The organism is Streptomyces sp. NPDC008001 (genome assembly GCF_042958085.1).
GTDB lineage: Bacteria > Actinomycetota > Actinomycetes > Streptomycetales > Streptomycetaceae > Streptomyces.
The window spans coordinates 395,801-415,595 of the sequence record NZ_JBIBIZ010000009.1 but is presented as its reverse complement, the minus strand read 5'-3'; the positions used below and the strand labels follow the sequence as shown (position 1 = coordinate 415,595).

At 71.6% G+C, this 19,795-nt stretch carries 16 protein-coding genes; 9 read left to right on the top strand and 7 right to left on the bottom strand.

Annotation, left to right across the window (positions count from 1 at the left end):
* Position 1: 1 nt before the first annotated feature.
* Together ACFZCD_RS25650 and ACFZCD_RS25645 are read left to right on the top strand one after the other, a co-directional pair.
* The gene (locus ACFZCD_RS25650) at positions 2–919 is read left to right on the top strand and encodes a carbohydrate ABC transporter permease (RefSeq protein ID WP_391834672.1); all 918 of its coding nucleotides are present in this window, start codon (positions 2–4) and stop codon (positions 917–919) included.
* A gap of 3 nt (positions 920–922) precedes the next feature.
* On the top strand, positions 923–1,759 hold the full coding sequence (locus tag ACFZCD_RS25645; protein WP_391834670.1) for a carbohydrate ABC transporter permease: 837 nt from the start codon (positions 923–925) through the stop codon (positions 1,757–1,759).
* On the opposite strand, the gene ACFZCD_RS25640 is transcribed toward ACFZCD_RS25645, so the two are convergent.
* From ACFZCD_RS25640 to dusB, 3 genes are all read right to left on the bottom strand, one after another.
* Complete coding sequence (locus ACFZCD_RS25640; RefSeq protein WP_391834668.1) at positions 1,717–2,736, bottom strand: ArsR/SmtB family transcription factor; 1,020 nt, start codon at positions 2,734–2,736, stop codon at positions 1,717–1,719. The genes ACFZCD_RS25645 and ACFZCD_RS25640 overlap by 43 nt on opposite strands.
* A 702-nt stretch (positions 2,737–3,438) precedes the next feature.
* Complete coding sequence (ppdK, locus tag ACFZCD_RS25635) at positions 3,439–6,171, bottom strand: pyruvate, phosphate dikinase (protein ID WP_391834666.1); 2,733 nt, start codon at positions 6,169–6,171, stop codon at positions 3,439–3,441.
* A 380-nt stretch (positions 6,172–6,551) separates the two neighbouring features.
* Positions 6,552–7,694, bottom strand: coding sequence for a tRNA dihydrouridine synthase DusB (gene dusB, locus ACFZCD_RS25630; protein ID WP_391834664.1), 1,143 nt, complete (start codon positions 7,692–7,694; stop codon positions 6,552–6,554).
* A gap of 106 nt (positions 7,695–7,800) precedes the next feature.
* On the opposite strand from dusB, the gene ACFZCD_RS25625 reads away from it, so the two are divergent.
* Entirely contained in the window at positions 7,801–9,219 is a 1,419-nt protein-coding gene (locus ACFZCD_RS25625) for an MFS transporter (RefSeq protein WP_391834662.1), read from the top strand.
* Positions 9,216–9,650 carry a MarR family winged helix-turn-helix transcriptional regulator gene (locus ACFZCD_RS25620; RefSeq protein WP_391834660.1) on the top strand — a complete coding sequence of 145 codons (435 nt, stop codon included), beginning with the start codon at positions 9,216–9,218 and terminating at the stop codon, positions 9,648–9,650. The genes ACFZCD_RS25625 and ACFZCD_RS25620 overlap by 4 nt, the downstream gene beginning before the upstream one ends.
* 223 nt (positions 9,651–9,873) lie before the next feature.
* Here the strand turns inward: ACFZCD_RS25620 and ACFZCD_RS25615 are convergent, their stop codons facing one another.
* Positions 9,874–10,758, bottom strand: a complete 885-nt coding sequence (locus tag ACFZCD_RS25615) for a helix-turn-helix transcriptional regulator (RefSeq protein ID WP_391834658.1) — start codon at positions 10,756–10,758, stop codon at positions 9,874–9,876.
* Between the two features lie 101 nt (positions 10,759–10,859).
* Here ACFZCD_RS25615 and ACFZCD_RS25610 point away from each other — a divergent pair, with 101 nt between their 5' ends.
* The 3 genes from ACFZCD_RS25610 (at position 10,860) to ACFZCD_RS25600 (ending at position 14,540) form a co-directional block, all read left to right on the top strand.
* Positions 10,860–12,347, top strand: coding sequence for an MFS transporter (locus ACFZCD_RS25610; RefSeq protein ID WP_391834656.1), 1,488 nt, complete (start codon positions 10,860–10,862; stop codon positions 12,345–12,347).
* 126 nt (positions 12,348–12,473) lie between these two features.
* On the top strand, positions 12,474–13,478 hold the full coding sequence (locus ACFZCD_RS25605) for an aldo/keto reductase (protein WP_391834654.1): 1,005 nt from the start codon (positions 12,474–12,476) through the stop codon (positions 13,476–13,478).
* Between the two features lie 480 nt (positions 13,479–13,958).
* Positions 13,959–14,540, top strand: a complete 582-nt coding sequence (locus ACFZCD_RS25600; RefSeq protein WP_391834652.1) for a TetR/AcrR family transcriptional regulator — start codon at positions 13,959–13,961, stop codon at positions 14,538–14,540.
* Between the two features lie 14 nt (positions 14,541–14,554).
* Here the strand turns inward: ACFZCD_RS25600 and ACFZCD_RS25595 are convergent, their stop codons facing one another.
* Both ACFZCD_RS25595 and ACFZCD_RS25590 read right to left on the bottom strand, forming a co-directional pair.
* Positions 14,555–15,199, bottom strand: coding sequence for a response regulator (locus ACFZCD_RS25595; protein WP_391834650.1), 645 nt, complete (start codon positions 15,197–15,199; stop codon positions 14,555–14,557).
* Positions 15,187–16,398 (bottom strand): histidine kinase, encoded by a 1,212-nt coding sequence (locus ACFZCD_RS25590; RefSeq protein ID WP_391834648.1) that lies wholly within the window; start codon positions 16,396–16,398, stop codon positions 15,187–15,189. The genes ACFZCD_RS25595 and ACFZCD_RS25590 overlap by 13 nt, the downstream gene beginning before the upstream one ends.
* 169 nt (positions 16,399–16,567) lie before the next feature.
* Between ACFZCD_RS25590 and ACFZCD_RS25585 the strand changes: the two genes are divergently transcribed.
* Positions 16,568–17,179: a Uma2 family endonuclease gene (locus ACFZCD_RS25585; RefSeq protein WP_391834646.1), complete on the top strand. Its 612-nt coding sequence runs from the start codon at positions 16,568–16,570 to the stop codon at positions 17,177–17,179.
* Positions 17,180–17,248: 69 nt separating this feature from the next.
* Here ACFZCD_RS25585 and ACFZCD_RS25580 read toward each other — a convergent pair whose 3' ends face one another.
* The gene (locus ACFZCD_RS25580) at positions 17,249–18,631 is read right to left on the bottom strand and encodes a glycine--tRNA ligase (protein WP_391834644.1); all 1,383 of its coding nucleotides are present in this window, start codon (positions 18,629–18,631) and stop codon (positions 17,249–17,251) included.
* A 165-nt stretch (positions 18,632–18,796) separates the two neighbouring features.
* Between ACFZCD_RS25580 and ACFZCD_RS25575 the strand changes: the two genes are divergently transcribed.
* Positions 18,797–19,783 (top strand): metal ABC transporter substrate-binding protein, encoded by a 987-nt coding sequence (locus ACFZCD_RS25575; protein WP_391834642.1) that lies wholly within the window; start codon positions 18,797–18,799, stop codon positions 19,781–19,783.
* Positions 19,784–19,795: the final 12 nt, after the last annotated feature.

Genomic DNA, 19,795 nt, shown 5'->3' with positions numbered 1-19,795 from the left:
GGTGGCGGCGTACGGTGCGGTGCGGCGGCGCCGGCAGGCCCTGTGGTTCTGGGCGTTCACCGGGCCCTTCGTGCTGGGGCTCGTGCTCTTCACGTACGTGCCGCTGGGCTGGAGCGTCTGGCTGAGCTTCTTCGACGCGCACAACACCGTCTCGCCCACGCGCTTCACCGGCCTGGACAACTACCGGCAGGTGCTCGGCGATCCCGCCTTCCGCTCCGCGCTGGGCACGTTCGCGGTGTTCACGGCCTTCATCGTGCCGGCCACGTACGTGCTGTCGCTGGGGCTCGCGCTGGCGGTGGGGCGGCTGCGGCGCGCGCAGGCGTTCTTCCGGTCGGTGTTCTTCCTGCCGACGGCGTGCAGCTACGTGGTCGCGTCGCTGGTCTGGAAGATGTCGCTCTTCAACGGGGTGCGGTTCGGGCTGGCCAACACCGTCCTCGGCTGGTTCGGCGCCGAGCCGGTGGCGTGGCTGTCGGCGACCGACCCGCCCTGGTACTGGCTGGTCGTGGTGACCGTCCGGCTGTGGCTGCAGGCGGGCTTCTACATGGTGCTCTTCCTCGCCGGGGTGCAGCGCATCCCGCCGCAGCTGTACGAGGCGGCGGCCGTCGACGGGGCGCGGCCCGGCTGGCAGACGTTCCGGCACATCACCTTCCCGGCGCTGCGGGCGACGTCGGTGGCGGTGGTGCTGCTGCTGGTCGTCAACGCCTTCCAGGCGTTCGACGAGTTCTACAACCTGCTGTCGGACGCGCGCGGCTACCCGCCGTACGCCAGGCCGCCGCTCGTCTACCTGTACTACACGGCGCTGGGGCAGGGGCAGGACTTCGGGGTGGGCAGCGCGGGCGCGGTGGTGCTGGCGCTGGTGATCGCGGTGGTGACGGTGGTGCAGGCGCGCCTGCCGGGTCTCGGCCGCAGGGAGGACTGAGCGGTGGACGACGCACTCGTACGGGCGGGGCGGGCGCTGCGGCTGGTGCTGCTGATCGTGCTCGCCGCGCTGTTCCTGGTCCCGTTCTACCTGCTCGTGCGCAACGGTCTCGCGGCCGAGGCGGACATCACGTCGCCGGACTGGACGTTCTTCCCGTCCGAGGTGCACTGGTCGAACGTGCGGGAGCTGTTCGCCGACCCGGACGTGCCGATGGCGCACGCGCTGCTGAACTCCGCGCTGATCGCGGTGGCGACGACGCTCGGCACGCTGCTGCTCGCCTCCCTCGCGGGCTACGGCCTGGCCCGGATCCCCTACCGCCACGCCGGCGCCGTCTTCTCGGCGATCCTGGGCACGCTGCTGGTGCCGGCGGCGGTGACCTTCGTGCCGTCGTTCGTGCTGGTGTCGTCGCTGGGCTGGGTCTCCAGCCTGCGCGGGCTGATCGTGCCGACCCTCTTCAGCGCCTTTGCCTGCTTCGTCTTCCGCCAGTACTTCCTCGGGTTCCCGCGGGAGCTGGAGGACGCGGCGCAGGTGGACGGGCTCGGTCCGTGGCGGACGTACTGGCTGGTGGTCGTGCCCAACGCGCGGCCGGTGTTCGCCGCGGTCGGCACGATCGTCTTCGTCGGGGCGTGGAACGCGTTCCTGTGGCCGCTGGTCATCGGCCAGGACCGCGACGCGTGGACGGTGCAGGTGGCCCTGTCGACGTTCACCACGGCCCAGGCGGTCAACCTCCACGAACTGTTCGTCGCGGCGGCGGTGTCGGTCGTCCCGCTGCTCCTGGTGTTCCTGGCGCTGCAGCGCTACATGGTCGCGGGGGTGGAGCGCTCCGGGATCGACGGCTGAGGGCGCGGCGCCTTGTGACCGCCGCGCAGCAGGGCCGCGCCCAGCGGCGTCAGGGTGTGCATCACCGCGCTGCCGTTGCGCAGGGTCAGCACCAGGCCGGCCTCGCGCAGCACGCCCGCGTGCTGGCTCGCGGAGGCCGCGGAGACGCCCACGCGGCGGGCGAGCTCGCTGGTCGTGCAGCCGCCGCCGATGGAGCCGAGCACCGCCGAGCGCGTGTGCCCGACGAGCTTGCCGAGCGAGCGCGGCGCGGTCTGCACGGCGGGCGAGGACTCCGACATGTGCCGGGCGGGGTAGACGAGGACCGGGGTGAGGTCGGGGTCCCGGTAGGTGACGGGCGTGCGGCGGCAGAAGAAGGAGGGAACCAGCAGCAGCCCGCGGCCGTTGAGATGGACGTCGCGGTCGACGGGATAGTCGGCCTCCAGGACCGGGGCGCGCCAGCGCATCATGGGCGGCAGCGAGGAGAGCAGGGCGTCCGCGCCGCCGTCCAGCAGGGCCCGGCCGCGCACGGCGCGGTCGGCCTCGATCTGGGCCTGGATGTGCTGCCAGTAGGGTGCTATCGCGGCCTCGTGGTAGGCCTGGAGCGCGCCGGTGAGCTTGGCGAAGGCGCGGTCGTCGCCCTCGGCCATGGATCGTATCCAAGCCGGGAGCGTCCGGGCCGTGGAGAGCCGCCCGAGCTCGCGGTGCACCCGCTCCCCCGGCGTCTCGCGCAGGGCCTGCATGCCGGAGTCCAGTCCGAGTACCCCTTCGGGGGGCGTGAGGAAGTCCGGAAAATACCCGCGGGAAGGCACCAGCGGGGCGAGAAGCCGAGTTTCACCATTCAACCTGGCCCGGGTTTCCGACCGCCAATCCCCGAAGATCGACTCGCCTTGTTTGTCCCGGAGCCGGTGGAGGCTCAATACGGTTTCCCAGAGTGCGTCCGGGTCTCCGGCCAGGCGCAACCGGGCCAGATCGAGTCCAGTGAAATGGACGCGCAGCACCAAACCCCCACATGAGACATCCGCAACCACCCCCCGCTCACTGAGTATGCACACCGATACGAGCTGTTACCACGCCCTTTTGGCCACAGTTGAAAGGACTCGCGGCGAACGTGGGGGAAGCGAAATGCTATTCACGCACTCGGGGCCGCCCCCGCTCGTTCCCGTGGGGGGTGGCGAGCGAAAAAGCGGCCGCTGAGTATGCGAGTTGCCGCCCGAGCCGATGCGGGCGGCAACAACTCCCGGTGGGGGAGTAAAGAGGGGCGGCGCTCCCGCACGGGCGCCGCCCCTTCGCCCTGTCCGGCACCCGCCCGGCCACAGGTCAGCCACATGACGGGCACATGCCGGGCGCAGGATCACCACAGATCGAGCACCTCCCGGTAACCCTCGCGTCATGTGCCGGAGACACTGCCGCCCCACCGCACGCCTCACGCGCCCCATGGGAGTGGCGGTTTCCGGCCAACGCGGTTCCGGGCGAGGGGCCTTGGTCCGTACCGAACGGTCCGTGCGAGGGGGGAACGACTACAACGCACGACCACGCCGGACACTCACGGCGAACGACCGCGCATGGTGAAGGGGCGGCCCCCCGCACGGGTGCCGCCCCTTCGAGGTGCCGGAGCCGCCGCCGGGCTGAGGGTCGGGGTCGCCCGGGCGGCGGCTCCGCCGCGCCGGCCCGGGTCGTGCCGGGCCGGCGCGGCCGCCGCATCAGCGGCTGTCGGAGCCCCCGTTGCCGAGCGCGGCGGCACGGCCCGCCTCCAGGCGCGCCACGGGGATGCGGAAGGGGGAGCAGGAGACGTAGTCCAGGCCCACCTCGTGGAAGAAGTGCACCGAGTCCGGGTCGCCGCCGTGCTCGCCGCAGACGCCGAGCTTGAGGTCGGGGCGGGTGGCCCGGCCGGCCTTGGCGGCCTCGCGCACCAGCGAGCCGACGCCGTCGCGGTCGATGGTCTCGAAGGGGCTGACGCCGAAGATGCCCTTCTCCAGGTAGGCGGTGAAGAAGCTCGCCTCGACGTCGTCGCGGGAGAAGCCCCACACGGTCTGGGTGAGGTCGTTGGTGCCGAAGGAGAAGAACTCGGCGGCCTCGGCGATCTGACCGGCCGTGAGCGCGGCCCGCGGCAGCTCGATCATGGTGCCGAGGGTGAGCCGCAGCGCGGTGCCGGTGGCCTGCTCGACCTCGGCGATGACCCGCTCGGCCTCCTCACGGACGATCTCCAGCTCCTGGACCGTGCCCACCAGCGGGATCATGATCTCGGCGTGCGGGTCGCCGCCGGCGGCGCGCCGCTCGGCCGCGGCCTCGGCGATGGCCCGCACCTGCATGGCGAACAGACCCGGGATGACGAGGCCGAGGCGGACGCCGCGCAGGCCCAGCATCGGGTTCTGCTCGTGGAGCTTGTGCACCGCCTGCAGCAGGCGCAGCTCGTTCTCGTGCGGCTCGTGGCGGGCCTCGGCGAGCGCGACCCGCACCGACAGGTCGGTGATGTCGGGCAGGAACTCGTGCAGCGGCGGGTCGAGCAGGCGGACCGTGACCGGCAGCCCGTCCATGGCCTCGAAGAGCTCGACGAAGTCGGCCTTCTGCAGCGGCAGCAGGGCCCGGAGGGCCTCGTCCCGCTCGTCCTCGTGGTCGGCCAGGATCAGGCGCTCGACCATCTCGCGCCGCTCGCCGAGGAACATGTGCTCGGTGCGGCACAGGCCGATGCCCTGGGCGCCGAAGCGGCGGGCGCGGGCGGCGTCCTCGGCGTTGTCGGCGTTGGCCCGGACCTGCAGCCGGCGCCCGGCGTCCGCGTAGGACATCACGCGGTGCACGGCCTTCACGAGCTCGTCGGCGTCCGCCGCGCCGCCGTCCATGCGGCCCTCGAAGTACTCGACGACCGGGGACGGCACGACGGGCACCTCGCCGAGGTAGACCTTGCCGGTGGAGCCGTCGATGGAGACGACCTCACCCTCCTCGATGACGACGCTCTGTTTCCCGTCCGGGCCGTTGGCCGTCATCCGGCGCCGCTTGGTGTCGACCTCCAGCTCCTCGGCGCCGCAGACACAGGTCTTGCCCATGCCGCGGGCGACGACGGCGGCGTGCGAGGTCTTGCCGCCGCGGGAGGTGAGGATGCCCTCGGAGGCGATCATGCCGTCGAGGTCGTCCGGGTTGGTCTCGCGGCGGATCAGGATGACCTTCTCGCCCGAGCGCGACCACTTCACGGCGGTGTACGAGTCGAAGACGGCCTTGCCGACGGCGGCGCCGGGCGAGGCGGCGATGCCCCGGCCCAGCAGCTCGGTCTTGGCCTTCTCGTCGAAGCGCGGGAACATCAGCTGCGCGAGCTGGGCGCCGGTGACGCGCTGCAGCGCCTCGGCCTCGTCGATGAGGCCCTGGTCCACGAGCTGGGTGGCGATGCGGAAGGCCGCGCCCGCGGTGCGCTTGCCGACGCGGGTCTGCAGCATCCACAGCTTGCCGCGCTCGATGGTGAACTCGATGTCGCACAGGTCCTTGTAGTGCGTTTCGAGCGTCTCCATGATCTGCATCAGCTGGGCGTAGGACGCCTTGTCGATGCGCTCCAGGTCGGCGAGCGGCACGGTGTTGCGGATGCCCGCGACGACGTCCTCGCCCTGGGCGTTCTGCAGGTAGTCGCCGTAGACGCCCTGGTGGCCGCTGGCGGGGTCACGGGTGAAGGCGACGCCGGTGCCGGAGTCGGGGCCGAGGTTGCCGAAGACCATGGAGCAGATGTTGACGGCGGTGCCGAGGTCGCCCGGGATGCGCTCCTGGCGGCGGTAGAGCTTGGCGCGGTCGCCGTTCCACGAGTCGAAGACCGCCCTTATGGCGAGGTCCATCTGCTCGCGGGGCTCCTGCGGGAAGTCCCGGCCGGTCTCCTCGGCGACGATGCCCTTGAACTGCTCGACCAGGCGCTTGAGGTCGGCAGCGGCGAGCTCGACGTCGGTGGTGACGCCCTTGGCGCGCTTGGCCTCGTCGAGCGCCTCCTCGAAGAGCTCGCCGTCCACGCCGAGCACGGTCTTGCCGAACATCTGGATGAGGCGGCGGTAGGAGTCCCAGGCGAAGCGCTCGTCGCCGGCCTGGGCGGCGAGCCCGGCCACGGAGGCGTCGGAGAGCCCGATGTTGAGGACCGTGTCCATCATGCCGGGCATGGAGAACTTGGCGCCGGAACGGACCGAGACCAGCAGCGGGTCGTCCGCCTGCCCCAGCTTCTTGCCCATCCGCTTCTCGAGGGCCTCCAGGTGGGCCGAGACCTCGTCGCGCAGGGCGGTGGGCTCGCTGCCGCTGTCGAGGTAGACCTTGCAGGCTTCGGTGGTGATGGTGAAGCCGGGGGGTACGGGCAGGCCGAGGTTGGTCATCTCGGCGAGGTTGGCGCCCTTCCCGCCGAGCAGGTCCTTCAGGTCCTTGTTGCCCTCGGTGAAGTCGTAGACGAACTTCTGCTGATCTGTGGTTTCCGGCACGGGACTCGACTCCTCACTGGGGTCCCCCCGTACACAGTTGGGGGAAGGCGTGCTCAAACGTGCTGACGGCGGGGAGCGTACCCAGATCGAAGGCTTATGAGGAGGTCCACCCCCCGGCCATATGGGCGTAACCGCCTGTCAGCCAGCAGATCGAAAGTCACGCCCGGGTAAAGCGCCCGGAAGCCGATCGTTCGACTTCTGAAGACAGAATGACAAAAAGAAGTCGCTGGATCACGGAGCGTCGAGAAATCTGTAGGGGTGGCGTCAATCAGTGAACGCAAGAGGGGTGGCACTGCGTGCCACCCCTCAAGAGATGCACCCCGGATCTAATCGCTCATCTGAGCGGCACCTCGATCAGGGGTGGCGAGAATCACGCCCGTTCAGCCGCCGGACGTGTCGAGTTCGGCGTCCGATCCGACGGCCGCGCAGTCGTACGGGTCGTCCAGCCAGCCCTCCGGGAGCACCACGCGGTTGCGGCCCGACGTACGGCCACGGGGCCCGTCGGCACCCAGGGGCCAGGGCTGGTCCAGGTCGAGCTCGCTCAGATGAGCGCGGAGCTCGTCCAGGGACGAGGCGATCGCCAGCTTCTTGCGCATGTCCGAGCCGATGGAGAAGCCCTTGGTGTACCAGGCCACGTGCTTGCGGAAGTCGATGACGCCGCGCTCCTCGCTCTCCAGCCACTCGCCGAGGAGCGTGGCGTGGCGCACCATCACGTCGGCGACCTCGCGCAGGGTGGGCGCGGTGAAGCCGCCGCCGCCCTCGAAGGCGGTGACCAGATCGCCGAAGAGCCAGGGGCGGCCCAGGCAGCCGCGGCCGACGACGACGCCGTCGCAACCGGTCTCGCGCATCATCCGCACGGCGTCCTCCGCCGACCAGATGTCGCCGTTCCCGAGCACGGGGATCTCGGGGACGGCCTCCTTCAGACGGGCTATGGCCTCCCAGTCGGCGGTGCCGCCGTAGTGCTGGGCGGCGGTGCGGCCGTGCAGGGCGATGGCCGTGACGCCCTCCTCGACCGCGATCCGGCCCGCGTCGAGGTAGGTGATGTGCTCGTCGTCGATTCCCTTGCGCATCTTCATCGTGACCGGGAGGGAGCCGGCGTTGCCGACGGCCTCGCGCAGGATCGAGCGGAGCAGGTTGCGCTTGTACGGGAGCGCCGAGCCGCCGCCCTTGCGGGTGACCTTGGGGACCGGGCAGCCGAAGTTGAGGTCGATGTGGTCGGCCAGGTCCTCGTCCACGATCATGCGGACGGCCTTGCCGACGGTGACCGGGTCGACGCCGTAGAGCTGGATCGAGCGGGGCTTCTCGGTGCCGTCGAAGTGGATCAGCCGCATGGTCTTGGCGTCGCGCTCGACCAGGGCGCGGGTGGTGATCATTTCGCTGACGAAGAGCCCCTTGCCGCCGGAGAACTCGCGGCACAGCGTGCGGAAGGGCGCGTTCGTGATGCCCGCCATGGGGGCGAGGACCACCGGCGGCCACACGGTGTGCGGGCCGATCTGGAGCGGCGTGGCGGCGTCATTCGTCATGGCCCCATTGTCGCGTACCGCCACGGGAACTTTAGTTGTACTCTTTAAATCATTGGAGATGTACAACTATTTGTTGTGCGCCCGCACGTACCCATGGGGGGTCCCTGTGCCCGAGCTCTCCCGGCGCCGCCGGCTGCTCGTCCTCGCCATCTGCTGCACGAGCCTGCTGATGGTGAGCCTCGACAACACGATCCTCAACGTGGCGCTGCCGTCCATGCAGCGCGAGCTGCACGCCTCGGTCGCCGGCCTGCAGTGGACGATCGACGCCTACACGGTCGTCCTGGCCTCGCTGCTGATGCTCGCCGGGTCGACCGCCGACCGGCTGGGCCGCAGGCGCGTCTTCCAGGCGGGGCTGGTGCTCTTCACCGCCGGCTCCGTGCTGTGCAGCCTGGCGCCGGGGCTCGGCTGGCTCGTCGCCTTCCGCATGGTGCAGGCCGTCGGCGGCTCGATGCTCAACCCCGTCGCCATGTCGATCATCACCAACACCTTCACCGAGCCGCGGGAGCGGGCCCGCGCGATAGGGGTGTGGGGCGGCGTCGTCGGCATCAGCATGGCGGCGGGACCGGTCATCGGCGGCGCGCTCGTCGAGACGACCGGGTGGCGGGCCATCTTCTGGATCAACCTTCCGGTGGGGCTGGCCGCGCTCGCCATGACCGCCCGGTACGTGCCCGAGTCCCGCGCGCCCCGGCCGCGCCGCGCCGACCCCGTCGGCCAGCTGCTGATGATCGTGCTGCTCGGCTCGCTCACGTACGGGATCATCGAGGGCGCCGCGGCCGGCTGGGGCGCGCCCCTCATCACCGGCTGCTTCGCCGCCGCCGGCTGCGCGCTGGCCGGGCTCGTCGCCTACGAGCGGCGGCGCGCCGAACCGCTGATCGAGCCGCGGCTCTTCCGCAGCGCGCCCTTCGGCGGGGCCACGGCGATGGCGGTGTGCGGCTTCGCGGCACTGGGCGGCTTCCTCTTCCTCAACACGCTGTACCTGCAGAACGAGCGGGGCCTGTCCGCCCTGGCCGCCGGCCTGTACATGCTGCCCATGGCCCTCATGTGCCTGGTCTTCGCGCCCCTGTCGGGCCGGCTCGTGGCGGCCCGCGGGCCGCGGCTGCCGCTGGTGCTCGCGGGGGCGGCGATGACCGCGAGCGGCGTGCTCCTCGCGGCGGGCGGGCCGGGCTCGTCCGACGTGCGGCTGTTCTCCGCGTACGTCCTCTTCGGCATCGGCTTCGGCCTGGTGAACGCGCCCATCACCAACACGGCCGTCTCCGGCCTGCCGCGCGCCCGGGCCGGGGTCGCCGCCGCCGTCGCCTCGACCAGCCGGCAGGTCGGCAGCTCGCTGGGCGTCGCGGTGATCGGCGCGACGGTCGCTGCGGGGATGCGGGGAGCGGGCTGGTGGATCGTCACGGGCTGCGGCGCGGCGGTCCTCGTCATCGGTACGATCACCACCGGCCGCTGGGCCGCCCGGACCGCGGAGCGTGCCGCGGCCCGCCCCGACCCCGCCTCCGAACAGAGCAGGATCCCGGTGACCACACCATGACCGCGCACGACACCCACGCCGAGACCGCGCAGCGCGCCTGGGAGCAGCTGCGGGAGGTCGTCCTCGGCGGCAACGAGCGCCGCAAGGAGGTCGTCGACGCGCTCGGCATGAGCTTCTTCCGGGTGAAGGCCCTGCGGCGCATCGCCCGCGGCCCGCTCACCCTCCGCGAACTGGCCGAACAGCTCCTGACCGACCGCCCGTACACGACGCTGGTCGTGGACGACCTGGCCGCCCGCGGCCTGGTCGAACGCACCGCCAACCCGGCGGACCGCCGCTCGAAGATCGTCTCGGTCACCCCGGCGGGCCGGGAGGCGGCGGCCCGGGCGGAAGGCATCCTCGGCACGCCGCCGCCGGCACTGCTGGCGCTGCCGGCGGAGGATCTGGCGGCCCTGGAACGGATCGCCTCACGGCTGGTGGCCGACGGCTCCTGAGCAAGGCTGCGGCTGCCGCGGTCATACAGGCCGCCGGACCCACGCCGTGGCGGCGGGGCGGATCGCACACGCCCCGGCGCTCGTCCTCGCCGTGGCGGCGGGTCGGATCATGCACGCCTGGGCGCCCCCTCTCCGCCGCAGCGGCGCGAGCCCACCCCGTACGAGACCGGCGGTGCCTCATCCCCGGCGCGCCGGCACTCCGCCGCCGCCCGCCGCGCCCCCGCTACGCCCCGCCGCGGGCGACCTCGCTCAGGCGGTCCAGGCGTTCCCGGGTCCGCTCGTCCGCCGGGGTGAAGGTCAGCAGGCGTCCGCCCGGGTGGGGGCCCGTCCACAGGCTCGTGTGGTTCAGGCGGAGGTCGCCGGCCTCCGCGTGCCACAGGGTGCGGGTCCGGTAGTACGTGATCGGAGCGACCTCGTGCCGGGCCCAGATCATGCGGAACTCCGGGGACGCCGCCAGCAGCCTGGCCAGGAGCTGCTCCCACGCCGGCTCGGCGAGGTGCTCCGCCATCGCCGCGCGGAACTTCGCCGCCATCGCCCGGATCGTCTCCTCCCGGTCGACGAACGTCGCCCGCACCTCCTCGTTGGTGAACGCGAGCCACATGCAGTTGCGCTCCTCGGCCGGCAGCTTGTCGAGGTCGCACATGAGCGCGTTGTAAGTGCGGTTGTAGGCGAGGATGTCGTACCGCGAGTTCTGGATGCAGGCGGGGAACGGCTCCAGCCGCTCCAGCATCATCCGCAGGTCGGCGGAGACCCCCGGGCACTCGGTCTCCGGCACCGGGTCGACCGTGTTGGCCAGGGCGAAGAGGTGGCTGCGCTCGCTGCGGTCGAGCTGCAGGGCCCGGGCGACGGCGTCGAGGACCTGCGGCGAGACCTTGATGTCGCGGGCCTGCTCCAGCCACGTGTACCAGGTCACCCCCACCGCGGCGAGGTGCGCGACCTCCTCCCGGCGCAACCCGGGGGTGCGCCGCCGGGGCCCGCGCGGCAGCCCGGCCTGTTCGGGGGAGACGCGCTCGCGGCGGCTGCGCAGGAACGCGGCCAGCTCCCCGCGGCGCACGTCGTCGGCGGTGGGGGCGGGGACGGCCCGGGATTCCAGCAGCATCGTGGTCATGTCTCCAGCGTGCGCGAGGCCGGCGCCCCGTTCCAGGTAGTGCTGGTACCAGGATAAGAAGGCTCTGGTACCGGGCTGGGCGGACCGCCATCGTCGAAGGCGTGAGCGATACCCGAACCACTCCCCACGTCACCGGCCCCGCCGGGACCACCGCCGCCCGGCCGCCGGGCAAGGCCCCCTCCTCCCCCGCCCTCACCCCCCTCGGCCTGTTCACCGTGCTGACCGGCGCGGCGCTGCCCATGGTCGACTTCTTCATCGTCAACGTCGCCCTGCCCGCCATCGACCACGACCTGCACGCGGGCCCGGCCCTCCTGGAGATGGTCGTGGGCGGCTACGGGGTCGCGTACGCCGTGCTGCTGGTGCTCGGCGGGCGGCTGGGCGACATGGTGGGCCGGCGCCGGCTGTTCCTGTGGGGCACGGCCGCGTTCGGGGTGACGTCGGTGGCGTGCGGCCTCGCGCCGGGCGCCTGGCCGCTGGTGATCGCGCGGATCGCGCAGGGCGCGGCGTCCGCGCTGATGCTGCCCCAGGTGCTGGCGACGATCCAGGCCACGACGAGCGGGGCGGCCCGGGCCAGGGCGCTCAGCTTCTACAGCGGCACGGCCGGGGTCTCCGCCTCGGTCGGCCAGGTGCTGGGCGGGGTGCTGGTCGCCGCCGATGTGGCGGGCACCGGCTGGCGCTCGATCTTCCTGGTGAACGCGCCGGTCGCGGCGGTCGCGCTGCTGCTGGCCGGCCGTGCGATGCCGGAGACCCGGTCCGCGCACCCGACGCGGGTGGACGTCCGGGGCACGGTGCTGCTGTCGCTGTCGCTGGTGTCCCTGCTGGTGCCGCTGACCGAGGGCAGGGCGACGGGCTGGCCGGTGTGGTCGTGGGTGCTGCTGGCGGTCTTCCCGTTCGCGGCGGTGGCGTTCGCCGTCACGGAGCGGCGGCTGGAGCGGGCAGGACGTGCGGGGAACGCCGGCCGGACGCCGCTGGTGCCGCCGTCGCTGCTGCGGGTGCGTTCGGTGCGCACGGGGCTGACGGTGCTGGTGCCGTTCTCGCTGGGCTGGGGCGGCTTCATGTTCGTCCTGGCGGTGGTGTTGCAGGAGGGGCTGCGACTGGGTCCGCTGGCCGCGGGGCTGGCGCTGCTGCCGATGTGCCTGACGTTCTTCGCGGGGTCGCTGGCCGGGCCGCGGCTGTTCGGCCGGTACGGGCGGCGGGCCGTCACGGCGGGGGCGCTGATCCAGGGCGTGGGCCTGCTCGGGGTGGCGGCGGCGTTCTTCTGGGGCTGGGACGGACCCGGCGCGTGGGGCCCGTGCGCGGCGATGGCCGTCCAGGGCCTGGGGCAGGGGCTGCTGCTGCCGCTGACGCTGCGGACGGTGCTGAGCGAGGTGCCGGTGGAGCAGGCGGGCGTGGGCAGCGGGGTCATGGTCACCACGCAGCAGTCGTTCATGGCGCTGGGGGTGGCCACGCTCGGGTCGCTGTTCCTGACGCTGTCGGAGTCCATGGGGATGCGGGACGCGCTCGCGGTGACGCTGGGGGTGCAGCTGGTGACGGTGGTGGCAACGGTGCTGCTGACGCTGCGGATGCCGCATCCGAAGGCGAACCACTGACACATGGACTGACAGATATTGAAATCTGTCAGTCCATGTGTCACTCTTCAAGGGAGCCCGCAATCCGCCTTACCCGCTTATGAGCGGATTGCCCCTTTCTTTCGTTTCCTCTCCCTAGGAGCTCCCGTGCAGCACCGCACCCTCGGCACCACCGGCCCCCGGGTCTCCGCCCTCGGTCTCGGCGCGATGGGCATGTCCGCCCTCTACGGCGAGGCCGACCGCGCCGAGTCGATCGCCACGATCCACGCCGCCCTCGACGCCGGCGTCACCCTGATCGACACCGGCGACTTCTACGGCATGGGCCACAACGAACTCCTCATCGGCGAGGCCCTGCGCACCACGAGCGAGGCGAACCGCGCCAAGGCGCTCACCAGCGTCAAGTTCGGCGCCCTGCGCGACCCGGACGGCGGCTGGTCCGGCTACGACGGCCGCCCCGCCGCGGTGAAGAACTTCGCCGCCTACTCGCTGCAGCGGCTCGGCACCGGCCACATCGACGTCTACCGCATCGCCCGCGTCGACCCCGACGTGCCGATCGAGGAGACGGTCGGCGCCATCGCCGAGCTCGTCGAGGCCGGCCACGTGCGGCACATCGGCCTGTCCGAGGTGAACGCGGACACCTTGCGCCGGGCCGCGTCCGTGGCGCCCGTCTCCGACCTGCAGATCGAGTACTCGCTGATCTCCCGCGGCATCGAGGAGCAGATCCTGCCCACCGCACGCGAGCTGGGCATCGGCATCACCGCGTACGGCGTGCTCTCGCGCGGCCTGATCAGCGGCCACTTCGGCCGGGACCGGCAGCTCGGGGCGGGCGACTTCCGCGGCATGAGCCCGCGCTTCCAGGGCGAGAACCTCCAGCACAACCTCGACCTGGTCGACGCGCTGCGCAAGGTCGCCGAGGGCAAGGGGGCGTCCGTCGCGCAGACCGCCATCGCCTGGGTCCTCGCCCAGGGCGAGGACATCGTGCCCCTCGTCGGCGCCCGCCGCCGCGACCGCCTCACCGAGGCGCTCGGCGCGCTCGACCTGACCCTCGACGCCGCCGACCTCGCCGCGATCGAGGAAGCGGTCCCGGCCGGCGCGGCGGCCGGCGCGCGCTACCCGGACTCCCAGATGGCCCACCTGGACAGCGAGCGGTAAGCCCTGCGGGCGGCTCTGCCGGCCCACGGGCGAGGTGGAAAGGAGAGGCCCGGCCTCTCCGGCTCCCCTTGCCGCCCCGGCAAAAACTCCGCCGCGACGGCGAGAAGCCGCACGGCGCGACCCGGCGGTGCCGTACGGCCTCCGGCCCGGGCAGGTTCGGCACCGCCGGAATCCGCCACGGTGGCTGCTCGCCGCGGCGGCGGAACAGAGAGGCGACGCCTCTCCACCCCCCTGCCGGCCCGGCAGAAAATCCCCCGCCGCAACAGCGAGCAGCCCCGACAGCGCGACCCGGCGGTGCCGCGCAGCCTCCGGCCCGGGCAGGTTCGGCACCGCCGGACACCACCACGGTGGTTACATGCCACGGCGGCGGAACAGAGAGGCCCGGCCTCTCCGCACACCCCCGGGGACCGGGCAGGTACCGTCCATTCGGGCGGCGCATCGTCACCGGACCGCCCGCACCGAACCGAAAGGTACGCCCGCATGCCGCCCGAGCCGCTGACCCCCGAGCGCATCCTCGAAGCCACCGAGGACGTGCTGCGCCGCTTCGGCCCCGCCAAGGCCACCGTGGTCGACGTCGCACGCGCGCTGGGCGTCAGCCACGGCAGTGTCTACCGGCACTTCGGCAGCAAGGCCGCCCTGCGGGAGGCCGTCACGCAGCGCTGGCTCGACCTGTCGCACGCGGAGCTGTCGGCCGTCGCCGAGGCGGACGGCCCCGCCGGGCCGCGCCTGCGCGCCTGGCTCACCGCGCTGTTCGCCGCGAAGCGGCGCAAGGCGGGCGGCGACCCCGAGCTGTTCGCCACGTACATGGTCCTCGTCGGCGAGAACAGCGCCACCGTGGACCGGCACATCGAGACGATGATCGGCCAGCTCGCGCACATCGTCGAAAACGGCGTCCGCAACGGCGAGTTCGCCGAAACCGACCCCGTGGCCACCGCCCGCGCCCTGTGGGACGCCACGAACCGCTTCCACGACCCCGCCTACGCCGCGGACTGGTCGCTCCCGGGGATCGACGCGGCGTTCGACGCCGTGTGCGACCTGCTGCTGCGCGGCCTGCAGAAGTAGGCGGAAACAGGCGGTCAGCCCACGCCCAGGAACCGCAGCACCGCCAGCACCCGCCGGTGGTCCGCGTCCGCCTTCGGCAGGTCCAGCTTCGCCAGGATCGAGTTGATGTGCTTGGCCACCGCGCTCTCGCTCACGACCAGCCCCTCCGCGATGCCCGCGTTGGACCGCCCGGACGCCATCAGCTCCAGCACGTCCCGCTCGCGCGGCGTGAGCCGGTCCAGCGGGTCGCTGTGCCGGCGCAGCAGCAGCTGCGAGACGACCTGCGGGTCGAGCGCGGTGCCGCCGGCCGCGACGCGCCGCAGGGCGTCGATGAACTCCTCCACGTCGGCGACCCGCTCCTTGAGCAGGTAGCCGACGCCGCGCGTGTCGCCCGACAGCAGGTCGGCGGCGTAGCGCTCCTCCACGTACTGGGAGAGCAGCAGCACGGCCGTGTCCGGCCACTGCTTGCGGATGACGAGCGCGGCGCGCACGCCCTCGTCCGTGAAGCCCGGCGGCATGCGGACGTCGAGGACGACCAGGCCGGGCCGGTGCTCCTCCACCGCGGCCAGCACCGCCTCCGCGTCGCCGGTCTCCGCGACCACGTCGAACCCGGCCGCCTCCAGGACCTTCACCAGGCCGATCCGGAGCAGGACGGAATCCTCGGCGATCACGGCGCGCACGGCAGCTCCACAGTCACTACGGTCGGGCCCCCCGCGGGGCTGCTGATCGAGAACGTGCCGTCGACCGACGCGACCCGCTTGGCCAGCCCCGCCAGCCCGGTCCCGCCCGCAGGGTCGGCCCCGCCCACGCCGTCGTCGGTGACGACGACAAGAAGTATCCCCGCACGCGCCGCGACGCGGACGTCGGCCCTGCCCGCGCGGGCGTGCTTGACCACGTTGGCGAGCGCTTCGGAGACCACGAAGTAGGCGACGGCCTCGACGGCCGGGGCCGGCCGGACGGGCAGATCGACCGTCAGCCCGACGGGCAGCGGCGTGCGTTCGGCGATGCCGGACAGGGCGGCGTCGAGGCCGCGGTCCTCCAGCACGGCGGGGTGCAGGCCGCGGACGAGGCTGCTGAGTTCGGCGATGGCCTCCTTGGCCTCCCGGTGCGCCTCGTCGATGACGTGGCGGGCGTCGTCGGGCAGGTCCTTGAGCGTCACCTTGGCCAGTCCCAGGTTGACCGCCATCGACACCAGCCGCTGCTGCGCGCCGTCGTGCAGGTCGCGTTCGATGCGGCGGCGCTCGGCGTCGGCGGCGTCCAGGACGCCGGCGCGGCTCTCGGTGACCTCCTCGACCCGCATCTCCAGGAGCTCGGCACGGCTGGGGCCGAGCCGGGCCGTGGCGACGCGGGTGTCCAGCCGCACGAGCACGCCGGAGAGCCACGCCGCGCCGTACAGCCCTGCGACCCCGGCGGCGGTGCAGTACGCAGCCTGCGTGGTGTAGCCGAAGTACGCGAGGCGCGTCTCCACCGGAAGCGCCCAGATCCAGACGTAGACCGTGGCGGCGATCCCGGCCGCCGCCCACAGCAGCAGCGTCAGCACCCCGGCCAGGGCGATCAGCGGGCCGGCCGCCAGGTGGTACCCCAGCTGCCGCCACGACCACGAGTGCCCGGTGACCGGTATCTCCACGCCGAGCCGGCCCTGGAAGCGGGCCCGCTGCGCCCGGGTCAGCACGGGGCAGGCGGCGGCGAGGACGCCCGCCGGCACCAGCACGGCCGCGAGACAGCTCAGCGCCCGCGTCGGACCGCCGTTCAGCCACGGCACCGCCATGACGACGAGCGCGCCGGTCTGGATGAGCCCGCCCGCGACGAGGAAGGCGGCGGCGCGGCCGGCCCCGTCGAAGGGGCGGCGAAGGGCGGTGGGGACACCGGAGATCAGCATGGCTCACACGGTAATTGCGCAGGTCAGGGCAGGCGATGGTACTGGTGTCCGGCTCGTTGGTACAGCCAGTGCCACCATCGGATGAACGTGCGAGGGGAATCGGCGCGTGGGGCGCGGCGACGCCGCTACGTTGTGTGTCTGACCGCACACACAGCCAAGGAGGCGCATCATGGCAGTCATGGTCGAGACACCGCCGCCGCCGCAATTGATAGTCCGAGGACCCGGGCTGCCGGGAGACTTCGAAGAGCTCTGCACGATTCTCGAGAAGATCAACGACGATCTCCCGGACGGGTACTACCCGGAGATCATCGGGGGGCAGGTCGTCGTGTCACCTTGGTCCAGGTCTTTCTACGACCTCATCCTCGATGAGCTCATGGACCAGCTGGGCCCACGCGCGCCCAAGGGGCATCGGGCACGGTCGTGCTCCAGCCTCTACAAGTTCACCGAGCACGACGGCGCCTTCGGCCCTGACTTTCATGTCGCGGAGTCCGCCGCGCTGCGGACAACCAGCATCTACAGGCCGGGCGACGCCTTGTCACTCGTCGCCGAACTGACGTCGCCCTCGACAGCCGAAGCCGACCGCAACGAAAAGGCTGAGGTCTACGGCAAGGCCGGCGTGCCCGTCTACGTGCTCGTCGACGTGCTGAAGGGCGTTGTCGCCGTGCACTCCGACCCGTCGGACCACGGCTACCGCGCCATGACACAGATCGAATTCGGCGGAACTGTCCATATCCCCGCCCCCTTCGACTGCGAGCTCGACACCTCCGGCTGGGAGGTCTGAGCACAATGCCGGGGCCCGGCACCGCACGACGCGGTGCCGGGCCCCGGCATCAGTCCGAAAGGACAGGCTTCAGCAGCCCAGCAGACGCGAGCCCAGGTACCCCTCGATCTGGTCGAGAGACACCCGCTCCTGCTTCATCGTGTCGCGCTCGCGCACCGTCACCGCGTTGTCCTCGAGCGTGTCGAAGTCGACCGTGACGCAGAACGGCGTGCCGATCTCGTCCTGGCGGCGGTAGCGGCGGCCGATCGCGCCCGCGTCGTCGAACTCGATGTTCCAGTTCTTGCGCAGGTCCGTCGCGAGGCCCTTGGCCTTCGGGGAGAGCTGCGGGTTGCGGGACAGCGGCAGGACGGCGACCTTGACCGGGGCCAGGCGCGGGTCGAGGCGCATGACGACGCGCTTCTCCATGACGCCCTTGGCGTTGGGGGCCTCGTCCTCGTTGTACGCGTCGAGCATGAAGGCGAGCATGGCGCGGTTGAGGCCGGCCGCCGGCTCGATGACGTACGGGAACCAGCGCTCGCCGGCTTCCTGGTCGAAGAAGGTCAGGTCCTGGCCGGAGGCCTGGGAGTGGGCCTTCAGGTCGTAGTCCGTGCGGTTGGCGATGCCCTCCAGCTCGGAGAACTCGGTGCCGCCGAAGTTGAAGCGGTACTCGATGTCAGTGGTGCGCTTGGAGTAGTGGGAGAGCTTCTCCGCGGCGTGCTCGTACCACCGCATGTTCTCCTCGCGCATGCCGAGGCCGGTGTACCAGCTCCAGCGCTGCTCCATCCAGTACTCGTGCCACTTCTCGTCCTCGCCCGGCTTGACGAAGAACTCCATCTCCATCTGCTCGAACTCGCGGGTGCGGAAGATGAAGTTGCCCGGCGTGATCTCGTTGCGGAAGGACTTGCCGGTCTGGGCGATGCCGAACGGCGGCTTCTTCCGCGAGGTCTGCTGGACCTGGGCGAAGTTGGTGAAGATGCCCTGCGCGGTCTCGGGGCGCAGGTAGCTGACCGAACCGGAGTCCTGGGTCGGGCCCAGGTGGGTGGAGAGCAGGCCGGAGAACAGCTTGGGCTCGGTGAAGGCGCCCTTGGTGCCGCAGTGCGCGCAGTTGAGGTCGGCGAGGCCGTTCTCGGGCAGCTTGCCGTGCTTGGCCTCGTACGCCTCCTCAAGGTGGTCGGCGCGGTAACGCTTGTGGCAGGAGGTGCACTCGGTCAGCGGGTCGGTGAAGGTCGCGACGTGGCCGGACGCCTCCCAGACCTCACGGGCGAGGATCACCGACGAGTCGAGACCGACGACGTCGTCGCGCGAGGTGACCATCGAGCGCCACCACTGGCGCTTGATGTTCTCCTTGAGCTCCACGCCGAGCGGACCGTAGTCCCAGGCGGCACGCTGTCCGCCATAGATCTCACTGCACGGATAGACGAAGCCACGGCGCTTGCTCAGGCTGACGATGGTGTCGATCTTGTCGGCGGCCACGGTGCTCTCTTCATTGCGACGACGAACAGCGAATGATTCAGGTTACCGGCGCTGTACCCCCTCTCATCAAATCGGCTCTGGCCTTGGCTTGACCACACCCCTCGGCGCAGATCCCCCGAACGCGCTTGTTGACAATCGTTTCCATTTTTGTTGAAAATGAGTGTCATGAACGTAAGCCGTGCCCGTCGTCTCCGCGCCCCCCGAATACGCACCGCCGCCGTCGCCGCGGCCGCCGCGGCGGGGCTGCTCGGCCTCTCCGCCTGCTCCTCTTCGGACGGGGCCGGGAAGGCGTCGGACGGCAAGCTCGCCGTCGTCGCGTCGTTCTACCCGATGCAGTACCTCGCCGAGCAGATCGGCGGCGAGCACGTCCACGTGACCAGCCTGACGAAGCCCGGGGTCGAGCCGCACGACCTGGAGCTCAAGCCCAGGCAGATCGGCTCCCTCGCGGACGCGGGCGCGATCGTCTACCTCAAGGGCATCCAGCCCGCCGTCGACGAGGCGATCAAGCAGTCGAAGAACGAGCACGCCGTGGACGTGGCCTCCCTCACCGCGCTGGAACAGCACGGCACCGAGGTCGACGGCCACCACCACACCACGGGCGACAACCACTCGCACTCCGAGCCCGAAGGCGGCTCCGACCCCCACATCTGGCTCGACCCGGTGAAGTACGCCGAGGCCGCCAAGGGCGTCGCGAAGACCCTTGCCGAGGCGGATCCGGACCACAAGGGCGACTATGAGAAGAACACCGACGCCCTGGTGAAGAAGCTCGGCGCGCTCGACGGCAAGTTCAAGGACGGGCTGAAGAACCGCGCCTCCGACACGTTCATCACCACCCACGCCGCCTTCGGCTACCTGGCCGAGCGCTACGGCCTCACCGAGGAGTCCATCAGCGGCCTGGACCCCGAGTCCGAGCCCAGCGCGGCCCGCATCAAGGACCTGCACGCGCTCGCCGAGGAGCACCACGTCTCGACGGTCTTCTTCGAGACCCTGGCCAACCCGGCGACCGCGAAGACGCTGGCCAAGGACCTGAAGCTGAAGACCGACGTCCTGGATCCGATCGAGGGCATCACGGACGACTCCAGGGGCCACGACTACGTCGAGGTCATGGAAGCCAACCTGGCCGCCCTGCAGAAGGCGCTCGGCACCAAGTGAGCACGCCCGAGG